We start from the raw sequence: 16,307 nt of genomic DNA, 5'->3' as shown, positions 1-16,307 counted from the left end.
TGGTATGTATGCCTATATTAGGAAAGCATACCATTAAAAAGTTTACATGGTTTTGTTGATAAATTGTTCAATATCTTTTAAAATAAAAGATGGCGTACTATAAACTTTAAAGGAAAAGGAGGGGATGTCTTGAATAAAAGAATAAAAATTTATGCAAGCATACTTACAGTTGTACTTATGAGTAGTAGTGTACAAGCAGCGCCGAGGGTTAATTCAACACAGCGTATAAATAATAGACAGGTTACAGGAAGCATACAGGACAGAATACAAGAAGCTGAAAATAAAATAGAACAATTTGACAACAAGATAGAAAGCACTTTATCAGAGGTGGAAGGCTACAAGAAAAGAATAAGTGAAACGGAGATAAGTATTAAGAAATCAGATGAAGAACTAAAGGAAGCCGAAAAAAAGTTACAGGAACAACAAGAGAAATTTAAAGACAGAATGAGAGTTATGTACATAAGTGGACAAACAGGATACATAGAGGTGTTGTTTGAATCAGAAGGATTTGGAGATTTTATATCAAGAATTGACATGGTTAAAAGTATACTTGGCCATGACAAGAAGGTATTGACTTCAATTAAGGCTAATAAGGAGCAAATAAATAATAAGAAAAAACAGTTAACTAATGAAAAAGAAAAGCTTCTAGTTTTAAAGAAGGATAGCGAAAGTAAGCTCAGAAAAGCAAGAGAAGATATGAATGAACAAAAGAAGCTAATTGCTAAGCTAAATCAGGAATCCAGGGTGTACGCCGCAAATATTCAGGTTGCTGCAACTAGTAGCAATTCTAAAGTTCAAAATACAATAAACTCAACGCCTTCTAGAGGTGGAACAGTTAGTGGAGATGCAGGACAAGTACTAACTTATGCTCAGAAATTTTTAGGAACGCCTTATCTATGGGGCGGAACTACTCCAAATGGATTTGATTGTTCCGGGTTTACTCAATATGTATTTAGGCATTTTGGAGTTAGTTTAGGTAGAACTACATATGATCAAATAAATAACGGAGTTTCCGTATCTAGAGGAGAACTTCAACCAGGGGACTTAGTGTTTTTTGGAAATTCTGGTCCTACACATATGGGAATATATGCGGGAAATAATACATATATACATGCCCCACGTACAGGAGATGTAGTTAAATTTTCAGCAATGACTAGAGGAGACTTTATAACAGGAAGAAGAGTATTAAGATAATAGTAAAGTTATATGAGAACATATATAGATTTGAATTCAAATCTATATATGTTCTCATATTTTTGTGCATATAATCACCTTATAAATCACATATTCTTATATTAACGAAGATTATGGAAAAAAACTCAAAAATAATAAAAAAATATGTAAAAAGTATTAGTTTAAATGATATAATAATATCAAAGTAAAATTTTCTACATAAAATATTCATAATTATTCCATATAATGTGGGGGTAATTACTAAGTATAATTTAAGTAATGAAACATGGACAAGGGGTGGGAGCTTGAATAAGAAATTAAAAATTTATGCTAGTATACTAACAGTGATTTTCATTAATAGCAGTGTGGTATCTGCAGCACCTTTATCAAAGCAGCTGCAAATTCAAAAACAGAGATTAGAACAAGAAAAGAAGACCTATGAGGATATAACAAAAAAATTAGAAGAGAAAGAGATCGCTATAGAGCATTTAGACAATAAAATACAAAAGGCACTTGCAGAGGTCGAAGGTTACAAAAGTAAAATATCAAAAACCGAAGCAAATATTAATCAGGTAAATAAGGATATAACTAAAGCAGAAGAGGATTTAGAAAAACAGCAGGACTTGTTTAATAAAAGAGTGCGAGCTCTATATGTAAATGGACAAGCTTCTTACTTAGACGTACTTGTTGAGGCTGAAGGATTTTCTGATCTTATGAGTAGGGTTGAAAATGTAAGAAGAGTAATGAAATATGATAAAGAAATATTTGCTGAAATGGAATCTCAAAGAGAAGTTTTAAATGCTAAGAAAAGCGAATTAGATAAGGAAAAACAAAACTTAGTAGCATTTAAGAATAATAGTGAAAAGAAGTTATCGGAGATAAAAGAATCTGCTGATGAGCAAAAGAAACTCATTCAAGACCTAAATAATGAAAAGAAAATTTATGCATCAAAGATAAGTACTTCGGAAATAGAAGTAAACTCAACAATTAAAGCAATAAATGAAGCCAATGCAAAAGCAGCAGCAGAGGAGGCTGCAAGACGACAAGCAGCAGCAAATAATAGTTCAAATAATAATAGTAATAATAATGGATCTACACCTTCAAGAGGTGAAAGTAATAATGGATCTGTATCAGGAAGTAGTGTAGTAGCTTATGCACAAAACTTTTTAGGGGTGCCATATCTTTGGGGTGGAACAACTCCAAACGGATTTGATTGTTCAGGATATATGCAGTATGTATATGCCCATTTTGGAATTAGTATAGGAAGAACTACCTACAATCAAATATATAATGGGGTTGAGGTATCACGTTCAGAGCTTCAGCCTGGTGATCTAGTACTGTTTGGTACATGGAATGATCCTCATCATGTAGGAATGTATATAGGAGGAAATCAGTACATACATGCTCCGCGTACAGGAGATGTAATAAAGGTATCTCCGCTTACGAGATCTGATTATCTTACTGCTAGAAGAATACTAAATTAAAAAGTAGAGATTAGAACTTTTGTTCTAATCTCTACTTTTTTCGTATTCTAATATAAGTTGTACATTTTTATATTCTACGGGATACAAGTCATTGTTTAATCCTTTGAATTCAGGATTTGGAACATACCAGTCTTTGCCTTGAAAATAGCTTTTGAAGGGTTCTTGACTAAATACATATCCATGGCGTGCATAAATCTCATTTCTTGCAATACCTAATTCGTATTTAGTTAGATTTTTCAAATCATATACAGATAGTTCTCTAGTAGAACTATTTGGGAAAATAAAATCTAAATTATTATTTAAGTCTTTATTATTAGGATCTTCCTTAGAAGCTTGGGTATCTGGTTTTGAATCTGTAATTTGTGCAGATTCAAACACTATGCTGCTTGTATCATTTAAGTTATTCATATCCACAACCAGGGGCTTGATATTGGAGCCCTGGTACTTAACCACCACAGGAGAATATATAAAGAAGTCATATTCTTTATCAGAATTAGTATCCTTTAAATCCAATTTTATATCATTTACGGTTACCTCAATATTTTTATCTTGGGGAATGTATATTGACTTTTTAATTATAAATGGAAAAGGTTCTATCAGCCAATCATCATTTTTCTTGGTAAGTTTTATAATAAAGTTTTTGCTTGGAACCTCATCAGAATAAATGGATACATTATAAAACATAGTATGGACTTTTTCGCCAATAGTCTTATAAAGAGCGGTATCTGCCTCTTCTATAGTAAAGTTTTTTATAGGAGCTAAGCTTAAAGCTTTTTCAAAGCTTTCCTTACTTAAAAATGGGGAAGATTGAAGCTTTGTAGTATCTAAATTTTTAAAAGCTTTCTCATAATTTTTATTCTGTAAGTTATTAAAAAATCTATTGATGACATTTTCAGGATTGGAATTTACAGAGTTATAAGATTGAATCATGGTAAAGGATAAAACTAATAATACCAGGCCTAAAAATATGATTGTTTTTTTATTTATAGGAAATTTTATTTTAGTTGAATTCAAATTATCGGAATTAGAAAGCTTATACCCGCAGCAACTACAGAATTTAGAATCTAGGCTTAAGATCTCTGTGTCGCAATTTGGACATTGCATAAATATCACTCCTTTTAAAGTTGTCATGAATTTTACATATATTAATATTATAACAAAATTAGGCAATTAATAAAATATTATTGGAAACAAAGTAATTTCTTATAAATAAAATATAATAAAATAAGGTATTATCAGTTATAACAAATTGATAAAAATATAAATATATAAAATGCTGCATATTTCGACTAATTATATAGTACAAATTATTCGAGATAACTTAAAGTAGACTTAAAATTCATTGAAAATAAAGATTTAAGAAATTTTATGTTATTTTTACAATATTTTCATTGAAATATGATGAATAAATGAATATAATATAGATAAAATAAGTAAACGTTTTACTAAAACGTTTCAGCAATAGGGGGAAATAATAGGATGAAAAAGGTACTTGGTTTAATGTTAAGTTTTATCATGGTGCTTGCACTTGGGTTAACTGGTTGCGGAAGCAAGGATTCAGGAGACCAGGGAGCAAAGGATGCAGGGAAAGACAAACCGTTAAAGATAGTATTAGTTCTTAACGGAAATTTAGGAGACAAGTCTTTCTTCGACTCAGCAAATGAAGGTTTAAAGCAAATTAAAGAAAAATTTAAAGCTGAAACAAAGGTAATAGAAGTTGGATCAGATCAGACAAAATGGGAGCCAACTTTAGCAGATGTATCTGAAGAAAATTGGGATATAATAATTTGTGGTACTTGGCAGATGCAAGAGCATTTAGAAAAGATAGCACCAGAACATCCAGAAAAAAAATATATATTATTTGATGCAGCAGTAAATTATGATAAAGGTAATTTTAAAAACATATATTCAATAAACTATAAACAAAACGAAGGTTCTTTTTTAGCAGGAGCTCTAGCGGCTAAGATAACAACTTCCACTATGCCTCAAGCTAATAAAGATAAGGTTATAGGATTTGTTGGTGGAATGGATATTCCAGTTATAAATGACTTCCTTGTTGGATATATAAAGGGTGCTCAATATGTAGATAAGGATACAAAAGTTGCTATATCTTACATTGGAGATTTCTTTAACAGTGCAAAAGGTAAGGAAATGGCATTAGCACAGTTCAATCAAAAGGTTGACGTAGTATTCCCAGTTGCGTCTCAAGCGGGACTTGGAGCATTGGATGCAGCTAAGTTACAGAAAAAATATGCTATAGGTGTAGATTCAGATCAGGCAATGTTATTTAAAGATGATGCTGCAAAAGCAAATTTAATAATGAGTTCAGTTCTAAAGAGAGTTGATAATTCACTTGTTAGAGCAATTGAACTTGAAACTCAAGGGAAATTACCATGGGGTAAGGCAGAAAGTTTAGGATTGAAGGAAGAAGCAGTTGGTCTTGCTGAAAATGAATTCTATAATAAAAATGTTTCAGAAGACATGAGAAAGTTTGTACAAGAAACTTCAAAGAAAATAATAGATGGAGAAATAAAAGTAGATTCAGCTATTGGAATGGATACAAAAGTTCTTAATGATATAAGAAATTCTGTAAAGTAACAGCTAAATAAATAATTACAATATTATAATGCACTGGATAATTTTCCAGTGCATTAGTTAACTAATACATAAAATATGGGAGAGGTGAAGAGTTTGTCAGAAGAAATTTTAGCTATGCAAAATATAACTAAGGTATATCCAAATGGAATGGTTGCAAATAAGGATGTAAATTTTTCTGTTAAATCAGGAGAAATACATGCTCTAATGGGAGAAAATGGGGCAGGTAAAAGTACACTTATGAAAATACTATTTGGGCTTGAGAGGCCAGAAGAGGGAGATATCTTATTAAAGGGACAAAAGATAAGTATAGATTCTCCAAGCACAGCTATAAAAAATGGTATAGGAATGGTTCATCAGCATTTCATGCTTGTTCCATCGCTTACTGTTGCAGAAAACATGGTTTTAGGTATGGAGCCGAAGAAAAATGGACTTATTGATATAGAAAAGGCAATAAAAGTTACAGAAGAAATTTCAAAGAAATATAATCTTATAGTTGATCCAAAAGCAAAAGTTTCAGATTTGCCTGTAGGAATAAAACAAAAGGTTGAAATACTGAAGGCATTACTTAGGGGAGCAGAGATACTTATACTAGATGAACCGACTGCAGTATTAACGCCTCAAGAAACAAAGGAATTATTTGTAGAACTTATAAACTTAAAGAAAAAGGGACATACCATAATATTCATTTCTCATAAGTTAAAAGAAATAAAAGAGATATGTGATAGAATAACAATTTTAAGGGCTGGAAGAAGTATAGGGGTTTATGATGTTGCAAAAGTATCTCAAGAAGATATTTCAAGACTTATGGTAGGTCGTGATGTGGTACTTAAAATTGAAAAAGAAAAAAATAACCCAAGTAATGTAATACTAAAGGTTAATAATATAAATTATACTGATGAAACTGGAAAGACAATATTAAATAATATAAGCTTTACTGTAAGAAAAGGTGAAATACTTGGAATAGCAGGAGTAGAGGGTAATGGGCAAAGAGAACTTATAGAACTTATAACAGGACTTGAAAAGTATAATGATGGCGAAATTTTTATAGATGGACAAGAAATTAAAGATTTAAGTATAAAGGAAATAAGAAACCTAGGGGCTTCTCATATTTCAGAAGATAGAATGATATTTGGGGCAGCCGGTGAAGCCAGCATAGAAGAAAATATTATTTCAGATAGATTTGATAGTAAAGAATTAAATAAAGGTGTGCTGCTTAGTATGTCAAAAATACACTCCATGGTTAGAGAACTTATTAAAGATTATAGAGTTAAGTGTGATAGTGCAGATCAACCAGTAAAAATGTTATCAGGTGGAAATATTCAAAAGGTTGTAGTAGCTAGAGAGTTTTCATCAAATCCAAAACTTATAGTAGCAAATCAACCAACTAGGGGTATTGATGTAGGAGCAACAGAATTTATTCATAAAAAACTAGTGGAGCTAAGAGATGAAGGTACGGGAGTATTATTAATATCTGCAGACTTAAATGAAGCAATGGAACTAAGTGATAGCTTAATGGTAATGTATGGAGGAGAAGTTGTGGCTTACTTCAAAGATAGCTCAAAGGTTACTGAAGAAGAGCTAGGGACATACATGCTTGGAATAAACAAACAATCTCCTGAAGAGATAAGGAGGGCTATAAATGAGTAGTAAAAAGATTGAAACTCAATTTGAGGTAATAAGAACCTTTGTAGCAATTTTACTTGCTATGACTTTAGCATTTTTAATAATTTTAGGGATAAGTAAACAGCCGATAAATGCTATAACCACACTTTTTACAGGACCATTTTCTTCAATAAGACGATTTGGGAATGTAATAGAAATGTCTATTCCATTTATTTTTACAGGATTATCTGTATGTGTAATGTTTCAGGCAAAACAATTTAACATGATAAGTGAAGGAGCATTTTTTATTGGAGGGGTAGCGGCCTCTTTTATAGCAGTTAAAGTAATACTTCCTATGGGAATTCATCCAATAGTAGCAATATTGTTTGGGGGGCTAATAGGAGCATTAGCTGGATTTATTCCAGGAATACTTAAGACAAAATGGAATGCGAATGAGCTTGTGTCTTCTCTTATGCTAAACTATGTTTGTTTGTATTTAGGTATCTATGTGATAAACAACATTATAAGAGATCCTAACTCAGGATTTATGGCATCATTTATATTTAATAAAACAGCAGTGTTTCAGAAAATAATTCCAGGTACAAGAATACATGCTGGAACATTTGTAGCAATATTATTTATAATTTTAACTTACTTATTCATGTACAGATCAAAGTGGGGATATGCCCTTAGAATGACAGGATTAAATGAAAACTTTGCAAAGTATTCAGGAATTAATACAAAGAGAGTAATTTTATACTCGCAATTACTAGGAGGATTTATTGCGGGTCTAGGTGGCGGTACAGAAGTACTTGGCATGTATCAAAGATTTCAGTGGCAGAGTCTTCCGGGGTATGGGTTTGATGGAATAATAGTAGCTATTTTAGCAAGAAATAATCCAATTTTAGTGCCAGTAGCAGCTGTATTCTTAGCATACTTAAGAGTTGGGGCAGATATCATGGCAAGAATGACAGATGTTCCAAGTGAGGTAATATCAGTTATACAAGCAATTATAATCATATTAATTGCAGCAAACAGATTCCTTGCAAAATGGAAACATAAGAAAATTGTTAAGTATTCTCAAGAGCAGTTGGCTGCTAAGGAGGGAAAGTAAATGGATAACTTGTTTTCACTAATATTTACAACTAGTTTTGGATATTCAATACTCAGGGTTACAACGCCTATACTTTTTGCAGCTTTAGCAGCTTTAATATCGGATAAAGCGGGAGTTATTAATATAGGACTTGAAGGTATAATGCTTTCATCTGCTTTAGCGGGTGTAATTGCTAGCGCCTTTAGCAAAAGTATAATGGTTGGAGTAGTTGCTGGAATAATAGTTGGAGTATTACTTTCTTTAGCCCTTGCATATTTTTCCTTGCATTTAAAATCTGACATAATACTGACTGGTATTGCTCTTAATTTACTTGCTAGCGGGGGAACGGTATTTTTATTATTTCTAGTAGCTAAGGATAAGGGGATTTCTGTTTCTTTAAAAAGTCTTGTAGTACCAGAAATATGGATTCCTTTAGTAAATAAAATACCAGTGCTTGGACCAATACTATCAGGACATAACATATTAACTTACTTATCATTAATATCAGTTGTAGTTGTTCATTACTTTTTATATAGAACTCCACTAGGACTTAAGATAAGGGCTGTTGGAGAAAACCCAAATGCGGCAGATTCAGTAGGTATAAGTGTCATAAAAATACAATATTTAGCTTTAATAATGAGCGGTATATTTGCAGCTTTAGGTGGTGTATATATGTCCATGGGATATGTATCATGGTTTTCAAGGGATATGACTGCAGGAAGAGGATTTATAGCTCTTGCAGCTGAAGCTATGGGAAGAGGAACGCCTATAGGAACTTTTGCAGCTTCATTAATATTTGGGTTTGCAGATGCCTTATCCAATGTAATGCAGTCTTTAAGAGTACCAGCGGAATTTGTTCAAATGGTACCATATCTAACTACAATATTTGGACTAGTTATATACTCAATCCAGCAAACTAACAAGATTAAGAAAATTAGGGGGAAATAAATATGAGAATACCAGTGATAATAGATTGTGATCCAGGGCATGATGATGCAATAGCGCTATTACTTGCTTTTGCTAGTGAAAGGTTAGATGTAAGGGCAGTAACTATAGTTGCTGGAAATCAAACTCAAGAAAAGACATTAAACAATGCATTAAGGGTTTTAAGCTTTGCAGGAGTAGATGTGCCTGTAGCAAAGGGAGACGATAAACCACTAATGAGAGATTTAATAATCGCACCAGAGGTTCATGGAGATAGTGGGCTTGATGGTCCAGAACTTCCAGAGTCAGATTTGAAAGCTGTGGATATGTCTGCAATTGAGCTTATAGCAAAAACGATTAGAGAAAGTGATAAAAAGGTTACTTTAATACCAACAGGAGCTTTAACAAATATAGCAAAGTTTCTTTTATGTTATCCAGAATTAAAGGAAAAGATAGAAAGAATATCTCTCATGGGTGGAGCTTGTTTTGGTGGAAATTGGAGCCCAGCTGCAGAGTTTAATATACTAGTAGATCCAGAAGCTGCAGATATAGTGTTTAAATCTAGGATACCAATAACAATGAGTGGGCTTGATGTAACTCATAAGGCTTTAATTTATGATGAGGATGTAGAAAGAATAAGAAATGTTGGTGGGAAAGTTGCTGTGATGGTTGCAGAGCTTTTAGATTTCTTTGCTAAATTTCATATGGATATGGGATTTAAGGGAAGTCCCCTTCATGATCCTTGTGCAGTAGCTTGGGTTATTGATCCATCAATAATGACTACAAAAAAGCTCCATGTGGATATAGAAACTAAGGGAGAACATACATTAGGAGCAACAGTTGTTGACTATTATGATGTGCTTAAAAAAGAAAAAAATATAGATGTTGCTTTTGATATAGATAGAGAAAGATTTGTGGAGATGCTAGTAGAAGCTATGAAGTATTACAACTAAGGAGGGATTTCGTATGAAAATACCTGTAATTATAGATACAGATCCAGGAATAGATGATGCTTTAGCACTATTTTTAGCATTTTCATCAGATAAACTAGACATAAGAGCTGTAACTTCCGTAGGAGGTAATATACCTTTAGAAAAGACTACTAAAAATTCTATAGATCTCGTTAGTTACATAGGAGCTGATACAAAAGTAGCTAAGGGAGCCTCTGACCCTATTTTAAGAAAGCTTCATACTGCAGAATATGTACATGGGGAAACTGGACTTCATTCTGTAGTTTTACCTGAGGGGAATATAAAGCCTTATGAAAAAAGTGCTTGGGATACCATATACGAAGAGGCTGTAAAGTGTGAGGAAAAGCTTAATATAATAGCATTAGGACCTCTTACAAATATTGCAATAGCTTTAATGAAGTACCCGGACTTAGTGCATAAAATTGAAAAGATAACGCTTATGGGAGGATCGTGCTATATAGGAAACACTACGCCATCAGCAGAATTTAATATTTATGTGGATGCAGAAGCAGCAGATATGATATTTAAATCAGGAATACCAGTAACTATGGTAGGGCTTGATGCAACGCATAAGGCTTTAATTTCAGATGAGGAAATAAACTATATAACTAGCAAAGAAAACAGGATTCGTGAAACTGTAAGGGAGTTCTTTCGGTGTTGTTCAAGGATATGCAAGCTTTATGGTCTTGAAGGAGCAATAGTTCATGATGCATTAGCAGTAGCCTCAGTTATTAATCCTAATATTATTGAAAAGTGTAAATATTATGTTGAGGTAGAAACAAAGGGTGAACTTACTTATGGAAAAACTGTAGTTGATATTTATAATGTTACTAAAAATAAACCTAATGCAGAAGTTGCTATGGATGTAAAAAGAGAAGAATTCGTAGAAATGTTTAGGGAGATGATGTATTCATATGAATAGGATTGAGTCCTGGGATATGATTTTAAAAGATGCTAATATAATTGATGGGGAAGGAAATACACTTAGAGGAAAAAGTATTTACGTTAAAGATGGAAAGATAGAAAAAATATTGGATCAATATGAAAGAGGACACGGTGAAATAATAGAGTGTGAAAGCTATTTTATAACACCAGGGTTTGTGAATTTACACTCTCATGTATCTATGAACATACTAAAGGGGTTAGCTGAGGATGTAAATATAAACGATTGGTTTAATAAAGAAATCTTTCCTTATGAAAGTAAATTAACACCTATGGATGTATATTATGGAGCCTTACTTGGTATAAGTGAGATGATAGATAATGGAGTGACTTCTTTTGCAGATCATTACTTTTTTGCAGATAAGGTATGTGACGCAGTTATAGAAAGCGGAATAAGAGGGGATATAGCACCTACAATCTTTGGGCTATCTGATAATTTTGAGGAAGTTTTAGAAGATGCAGCGTCACTTATAGAAAAGAGAAGAAATCAAAGTACTAGATTAAGCTTAAGAATGGGCCCTCATGCTCCATATACTTGTCCAAATGGAAAACTTGAAAAAATTATTAAAAGGGCAAGGGAGTTAAATGTAGGAATTCATATTCACCTTTCTGAAACTTCAGAACAAGTAGAAGAAAGTTTAAAATCTTATGGGAAAACCCCTTTTAAAATATTGAGTGAAACAGGAGGTTTTGATATTCCTGCAATAATTGCTCATGGACTATGGATTAGTGAAGATGATTTGAATTATATAAATGACAACACTTACGTTGCGGTATGTCCTAAAACATATATGAAACTAGGTATGGGTTATGGAGGTTTATGGAATAGCTACAGTAAACTTCCACTATGTATAGGAACAGATGGAGCAGCAAGTTCAAATACATTAAATCCATTAGAGCAGTTAAGGTTATTTGCACTTATAGGAAAGGCAGAAGGTAAATCGGAGGACTTTAAGCTTAAGAGCATGTGGGAAATGTTAATGAGAGGGCATAAAGCTTTAGATTTTAATACAGGAGACATTAAAGTAGGATATGATGCAGATTTACTTGTTTGGGACTTGAATATGCCAAATACATATCCTGCATATAACCCTTTAGCATCTATAATTTACAGTAGTGAAAGTAAAAATATTCTGCATTCTATAGTAGAAGGTAAATTTGTAAAAAGAAATGGGAAAGTTGTTTTAAAAAATACTTATTTATGGGATGAAGTAGAGAGAACTTCTAATGAAATTGTAAATAAAGGAAAAGGAATAAATAAAATAAGTTATTAGAGGAGGAAAGTTATGAAAAAGGCATGGGAAATGGAACATGAATTGATGAGTAATGCTATACCTATTGTATTAAGTGATGAGGAGCAGACTTGGGAAACGGGAGCGCAGGAAATGGAAAGTCATATAGAACTTTCTACAAGGCTTGTCTGGAAAAGCAATGTACCAGGTTCATTTGCTCCTGAAAGAGTAATAATAGGTGCAATTCAATCTATGGAAAGTATGGGATACAATGTGGAAAGAGCAGAACAGTTAATTCCGCTTGGGCTTAAGGCTTTAGAAGAAAATAATATAATTGAATTAAGTAAGATAACTGCTAGAGTTTATTATGAATTAAACAATGCAAAAAAAGAGTTAGATTCGCCTTACTTTAAATATAAAACATATTCCTCTTGGGAAGAATACAAAAAATCTGTAAAATTTCCTAAATATGATGAATGTAATATATATGCAGAGGGATTTGAAGAAAAAATTCATGCAGCTTGGATAGCTCAAATATGTGGCGGGGCGTTAGGAACAGCCATTGAAGGCTATACTTCAGAAAATATAGAGAAAACCTTTGGCAATATAACAAATTATGTCAGAAAGCCAAATACTTATAATGACGATATAACTTATGAATTAGCATTTTTAAAGGCATTTTATGAAAAAGGATATAATGTGACTTCAATAGATATAGCAGAAGAATGGGTAGGGCTCATTCCTACAGGATGGTCAGCTGAGGATATCGCTTTAAAAAATATTCAAAGAGGGATATATCCTCCTTTAAGTGGGGAGTTTAATAACTATTATCGTGAATGGATAGGTGCTCAGATGAGAGGAGCTATATGTGGAATGGTGGCTCCCGGCAATGCGGAGGAAGCTGCAAGACTTGCGTGGATTGATGGTGTTATTTCACATCATAATAATGGGGTAATAGGAGAAATATTTAATGCTGTGCTTGTTTCACTTGCTTTTGTAGAAAATGACGTAAAAGTTATACTTGATAAGACTATAAATGCAATTCCTAAGGATTCAGAATACTATTCAGTAATTGATTTTGCATATAATCAGTGCAAGTCAAATGACAATTGGAGAGAGGCATGGAAGAAATGTGAGGAAAAGTTTAAAATGTATAATTGGATTCATGCATATCCAAATGCAGCAGCAGAAGTAGTGGCTCTTTACTTTGGAGGAAATGATTTTGAAAAAACTATGAATATAATTTCCATGGCAGGACAAGATGTTGATTGTAATGCAGCCCAGATAGCAAGTATATATGGTGCGATTTATGGATTTAAGGGAATAGGTGAAAAATGGATAGATCCAATTGGTGATGATTTAATAACTTATGTTAGAGGTATGAAACATTTAAAAATAAGTGAGTTATCTAAGTGGACTGTTGAAGCTTTAAGGAGAGCTAATAAGGGAGAATAAGAATGGGTGTTACTATAAAGGATATAGCTAAAGAAGCAAAGGTATCTATTGCTACGGTATCAAGAGTTATAAATAACAAAGAAGATGGCGTAGGTAAGGGCACGAGAGAAAATATACTAAAGATAATGGAAAAGCATAATTATATTCCTAGTAGCCTGGCAAGGGGAATGGTTACAAAGAAGACGCATATAATAGGTCTTATATTACCAGATATAAATAATCCCTTTTTCCCTGGAATAGTAAGAGGCGCAGAGGATGCGGCAAGTAAATATGGATATAACATCATACTTTGTAATACCGATGATAAGGAAGAAAAAGAAATAGAACATATCCAAATTTTAAAGGAAAAGTCTGTAGATGGAGTAATATATACAAGTACTCTTGAAAATAAAGGAGAAAATATAGAGTTATTCAAAAAGTACAAAATACCTTTTGTATCTATGGACAGAAATGGTCCTCTAGAGGAGGTTCCATTTATATCTACTGATGGCGAAATAGGAATGTACAAACTAGTAGAATATTTAATCCAAAATGGGCACACAAAAATAGCTTATATATCAGGTAAAAAGGGGATGTATGGAGAGTATAAGAGACTTAGAGGCTATAAAAAAGCGCTAAGTAGGTATAATATACCTATAGTTGATAACCTTATAAAGTATGGAGATTATAAGATAAGCGGTGGAATAAAGTGCATGGAAGAGCTTTTGGAGGAAAATTTAAAGTTTACAGCAGTAGCCTCAGAGAATGATTTGATGGCAATAGGAGCTTTAGAAGTTTTAAATAATAAAGGAATAAGAGTACCTAATGAAATATCTGTAACAGGATTTGATAATATATTTTTAACTAAAGTGACATTTCCGAAGATTACTACTGTAGCTCAGCCAACTTATGAAATGGGATATAATGCTGTAGAATTACTTCTTAAAATAATAAATAAAGAGGAGATTCCATCTAAGCAAATTATATTAGATACTAATTTAATAATAAGAAATTCAGTTGCAAAATTATAATTTAAGTTGCCTTTTATGGCAACTTTTTATTTTTAATAATAAAAACATTTATTTAATAATTAAATCCAAAACAAGAATTGTTTAAGTACGTTTCCTTAATCTTAAAGTATAAAAACCTTGTGGAGGAACAAGCTAATACTACATTTTGTTATAAGGAATGCCTCAGTAAGTTGAGAAGTTCTAATTTATAACTAAATTATAAATTCTATAAATCATGCAAGGAAGTGATTCATTAAATGGATAAAAAGAATACTAAAAAATTAAGTCTTAAGGCACTTGTATTGATGATTTTTACATCTGTATTTGGATTTGCAAATATGCCGAGATCTTATTATTTAATGGGATATGGAGCTATTATCTGGTATATATTTGCTGCATTTGCATTTTTTATTCCATTTGCATTTATGATGGCAGAGTTTGGATCAGCTTTTGAAAAAGAAAAGGGAGGGATTTATTCATGGATGAGTAAATCCGTCGGTCCAAAGTTTGCTTTTGTAGGAACATTTATGTGGTACGCGTCCTATATCGTATGGATGGTTAATATATCATCAAGTATATGGATACCTTTTTCAACATCTATATTTGGAGATGATAGAACAGCTACGTGGGCAGCATTTGGACTAAACTCAACTCAAGTTATCGGGGTATTAGGTATAATGTGGGTAGTATTGGTAACTCGCATTGCATCTAAAGGTGTAGGACAAATAACTAAAATAACTTCTATAGGAGGTACTGCAGTAGCAGCGCTTAATATAGTTTTGATTGTAGGTGCAGTTTTAATTTTTATAGCAAATGGAGGAACACTAGCTGAGCCGCTTCAAGGAGGAAGAGCATTTATAAGTTCGCCAAACCCTGGATATCAAACTACTATATCTTCTTTGGGATTTTTAGTATTTGCTATATTTAGTTACGGTGGTATAGAGGTTGTAGGAGGTTTAGTTGATGAGACTGAAAATGCAAGAGTTAATTTCCCCAAGGGAATAACTTTAGCTGCAATAGTAATTTCTATAGGTTATTCACTTGGAATATTTTTATGTGGAGTATTTACTAATTGGCAAGGTGTTTTATCCTCAAATAGAATTCATATGGGAAATGTAGCGTATATATTAATGAAAAACTTTGGATATGAATTTGGAAGAGCCTTTGGACTTGGAGAAGTTGTATCAGTTCAAATTGGAATATGGGTAGCAAGATTTGTAGGGCTATCAATGTTTCTGGCTTTAACAGGTGCATTCTTTGCACTTTCTTACTCACCCTTAAAGCAGCTTATTGATGGAACTCCACACGGACTTTGGACTCCTAAAATTGAAGAAACTAAAGATAATATACCAGTTAATGCTATGTGGGTTCAATGCGGTATTGTAGCAGTTATGATTGCATTAGTATCCTTTGGTGGAGAAGGAGCTTCTAAGTTCTTTTCAAGGCTTATACTTATGACAAATGTGGCCATGACATTACCATACATGTTTTTATCAATAGCATTTCCTGCTTTTAAAAAGAATACTAATATAAGAAAGCCTTTTGAATTCTTTAAAAGTTACTCAATAGCATTCTTAGCAACGGCTCTTGTTACATTGACTGTTGGATTTGCGAATTTATTTACTATAATAGAGCCGACGATAATGAAGGGAGACTACATATCAACCATATGGATGATTGTAGGACCAGTAGTATTTATTATAGCAGCCCTTATAATCTATGGAAGATATGAAAGAAAAGTTAAAAATAAAAAAGTAGCATAAATTTAAATAATCATGAATATATATAGTAAGTAACAAACCTACGGGGAAGTTCTTTTAAAGGGATTTTCCGTATTAAATGTT

At 32.6% G+C, this 16,307-nt stretch carries 13 protein-coding genes; 12 read left to right on the top strand and 1 reads right to left on the bottom strand.

The genetic code is table 11. The annotated features are described in order from the left end of the window. Positions 1-129 precede the first annotated feature (129 nt). A complete protein-coding gene (locus JOC70_RS09225; protein ID WP_204598601.1) occupies positions 130-1,194 on the top strand; it encodes a C40 family peptidase in 1,065 nt (354 codons plus the stop codon). Positions 1,195-1,478: 284 nt separating this feature from the next. Next, a complete protein-coding gene (locus JOC70_RS09220; protein ID WP_204598600.1) occupies positions 1,479-2,657 on the top strand; it encodes a C40 family peptidase in 1,179 nt (392 codons plus the stop codon). Positions 2,658-2,681: 24 nt separating this feature from the next. Here JOC70_RS09220 and JOC70_RS09215 read toward each other — a convergent pair whose 3' ends face one another. Continuing rightward, positions 2,682-3,761 (bottom strand): YARHG domain-containing protein, encoded by a 1,080-nt coding sequence (locus JOC70_RS09215; protein ID WP_204598599.1) that lies wholly within the window; start codon positions 3,759-3,761, stop codon positions 2,682-2,684. 375 nt (positions 3,762-4,136) lie between these two features. On the opposite strand from JOC70_RS09215, the gene JOC70_RS09210 reads away from it, so the two are divergent. The 10 genes from JOC70_RS09210 (at position 4,137) to yjeM (ending at position 16,226) form a co-directional block, all read left to right on the top strand. Continuing rightward, positions 4,137-5,255 carry a BMP family ABC transporter substrate-binding protein gene (locus tag JOC70_RS09210; RefSeq protein WP_204598598.1) on the top strand — a complete coding sequence of 373 codons (1,119 nt, stop codon included), beginning with the start codon at positions 4,137-4,139 and terminating at the stop codon, positions 5,253-5,255. Positions 5,256-5,339: 84 nt separating this feature from the next. Further along, positions 5,340-6,902: an ABC transporter ATP-binding protein gene (locus tag JOC70_RS09205; RefSeq protein WP_341534876.1), complete on the top strand. Its 1,563-nt coding sequence runs from the start codon at positions 5,340-5,342 to the stop codon at positions 6,900-6,902. Then, positions 6,895-7,971: an ABC transporter permease gene (locus JOC70_RS09200; protein WP_204598596.1), complete on the top strand. Its 1,077-nt coding sequence runs from the start codon at positions 6,895-6,897 to the stop codon at positions 7,969-7,971. The genes JOC70_RS09205 and JOC70_RS09200 overlap by 8 nt, the downstream gene beginning before the upstream one ends. After that, positions 7,972-8,898, top strand: a complete 927-nt coding sequence (locus tag JOC70_RS09195) for an ABC transporter permease (RefSeq protein WP_204598595.1) — start codon at positions 7,972-7,974, stop codon at positions 8,896-8,898. Between the two features lie 2 nt (positions 8,899-8,900). Further along, a complete protein-coding gene (gene rihA / locus JOC70_RS09190) occupies positions 8,901-9,827 on the top strand; it encodes a pyrimidine-specific ribonucleoside hydrolase RihA (protein WP_204598594.1) in 927 nt (308 codons plus the stop codon). 13 nt (positions 9,828-9,840) lie between these two features. Further along, entirely contained in the window at positions 9,841-10,767 is a 927-nt protein-coding gene (locus JOC70_RS09185) for a nucleoside hydrolase (RefSeq protein WP_204598593.1), read from the top strand. Then, a complete protein-coding gene (locus JOC70_RS09180; protein WP_204598592.1) occupies positions 10,760-12,061 on the top strand; it encodes an amidohydrolase family protein in 1,302 nt (433 codons plus the stop codon). Before JOC70_RS09185 ends, JOC70_RS09180 begins: the two co-directional genes overlap by 8 nt. A 12-nt stretch (positions 12,062-12,073) precedes the next feature. Continuing rightward, positions 12,074-13,474 (top strand): ADP-ribosylglycohydrolase family protein, encoded by a 1,401-nt coding sequence (locus JOC70_RS09175; protein WP_204598591.1) that lies wholly within the window; start codon positions 12,074-12,076, stop codon positions 13,472-13,474. A 2-nt stretch (positions 13,475-13,476) separates the two neighbouring features. Next, positions 13,477-14,484 (top strand): LacI family DNA-binding transcriptional regulator, encoded by a 1,008-nt coding sequence (locus JOC70_RS09170; RefSeq protein ID WP_204598590.1) that lies wholly within the window; start codon positions 13,477-13,479, stop codon positions 14,482-14,484. Positions 14,485-14,720: 236 nt separating this feature from the next. Then, positions 14,721-16,226: a glutamate/gamma-aminobutyrate family transporter YjeM gene (gene yjeM, locus JOC70_RS09165; protein WP_204598589.1), complete on the top strand. Its 1,506-nt coding sequence runs from the start codon at positions 14,721-14,723 to the stop codon at positions 16,224-16,226. The last annotated feature ends 81 nt before the right edge of the window (positions 16,227-16,307 follow it).

This window comes from Clostridium pascui (assembly GCF_016908015.1).
Classification (GTDB): Bacteria; Bacillota; Clostridia; order Clostridiales; family Clostridiaceae; genus Clostridium_AK; species Clostridium_AK pascui.
The sequence above is the reverse complement of the archived record's forward strand: the minus strand, read 5'-3'. Positions and strand labels throughout refer to the sequence as shown.